General features: G+C 32.6%; 2 protein-coding genes. Both read right to left on the minus strand.

Annotation, left to right across the window (positions count from 1 at the left end):
* Window positions 1-479, minus strand: a 479-nt coding sequence (locus F6K53_RS45475) for a beta-ketoacyl synthase N-terminal-like domain-containing protein (RefSeq protein WP_293087818.1), incomplete at its 3' end; no start/stop codon positions are given.
* 73 nt (window positions 480-552) lie between these two features.
* Window positions 553-1,011 (minus strand): phosphopantetheine-binding protein (locus tag F6K53_RS45480; RefSeq protein ID WP_293087820.1); only part of this gene is annotated, 459 nt, incomplete at its 5' end.

Raw genomic sequence — 1,011 nt, forward strand, 5'->3', positions numbered from 1 at the left:
TCGCTAGCTAGCATCAGGTGATAATTATTAACTGTGCTTGATATGTCAGCATTAGGATAAAGGTTTTTCAGTAAATAATCATTCATGCCCACCCCAGCATAAACTCCTATTAAACCCTCATAGGTATCTGGATTATAACCACCTCTCTCTATTGTTTCCCAAGCACATTCAAGGAACAAACGTTGTTGCGGGTCTATTTCTTCAGCTTCTTTGGGACTATAGCTAAAGAAATTAGCATCAAACATATCAACGTCCGAAAGAAATGCACGAGCTTTAACATAGTTAGGATTATTCAGTAGTTCAGTTTTAACACCGGACTCTAGCAATTCTTGATCTGAAAAAAAAGATATAGATTCAACACCATCTTTAAGATTATGCCAAAATTGATTGGTGTCTTCAGCTTGTGGAAAACGACCACCAATTGCTACAATTGCTATCCCTAAATTATCTGTCAAATCTTGTTCATCTTGTCTTTCCATTTTTTCAATTTCCTAATTTTTATTTACTATTATAAGTTAAAAAATACTTGAAAAAAATAAAATTAATTATTCTCTAATTAATTTTATTTTTTGAACGATGCCTTTGCCTGCGTTCTAGCCTCTGCTGCATATTTTTTTTACCTTCTTTCAAGTTAGAATCGCGGACTTCCCTTACTTCAGTTAGATTTTTTGTTTCGGGAGTTTCCGATTTTAGATACTGACTTAAATAATAAATATTTGGATATTTTAAAAGTTCTACTACTTGTAGCTCCATCTTAAATAGTTCTTGTAATTTACTACTTACTTGAACTAATAGTAATGAATTGCCTCCTACTTCAAAGAAATTATCATAAATTCCCACTTTTTCTATCTGAAGTACATCTTGCCAAACTCGAGCAATATGTTGTTCTATTTCAGTTTTAGGTACTACATACTCAGTATTAGCTCTATTATTAATATTTGGATTGGGCAACTTTTTACGGTCTACCTTACCATTAGGAGTTAATGGCAAAGCCCCTAACATTACAAAAAG

The organism is Moorena sp. SIO4A1 (genome assembly GCF_010672065.1).
Classification (GTDB): domain Bacteria; phylum Cyanobacteriota; class Cyanobacteriia; order Cyanobacteriales; family Coleofasciculaceae; genus Moorena.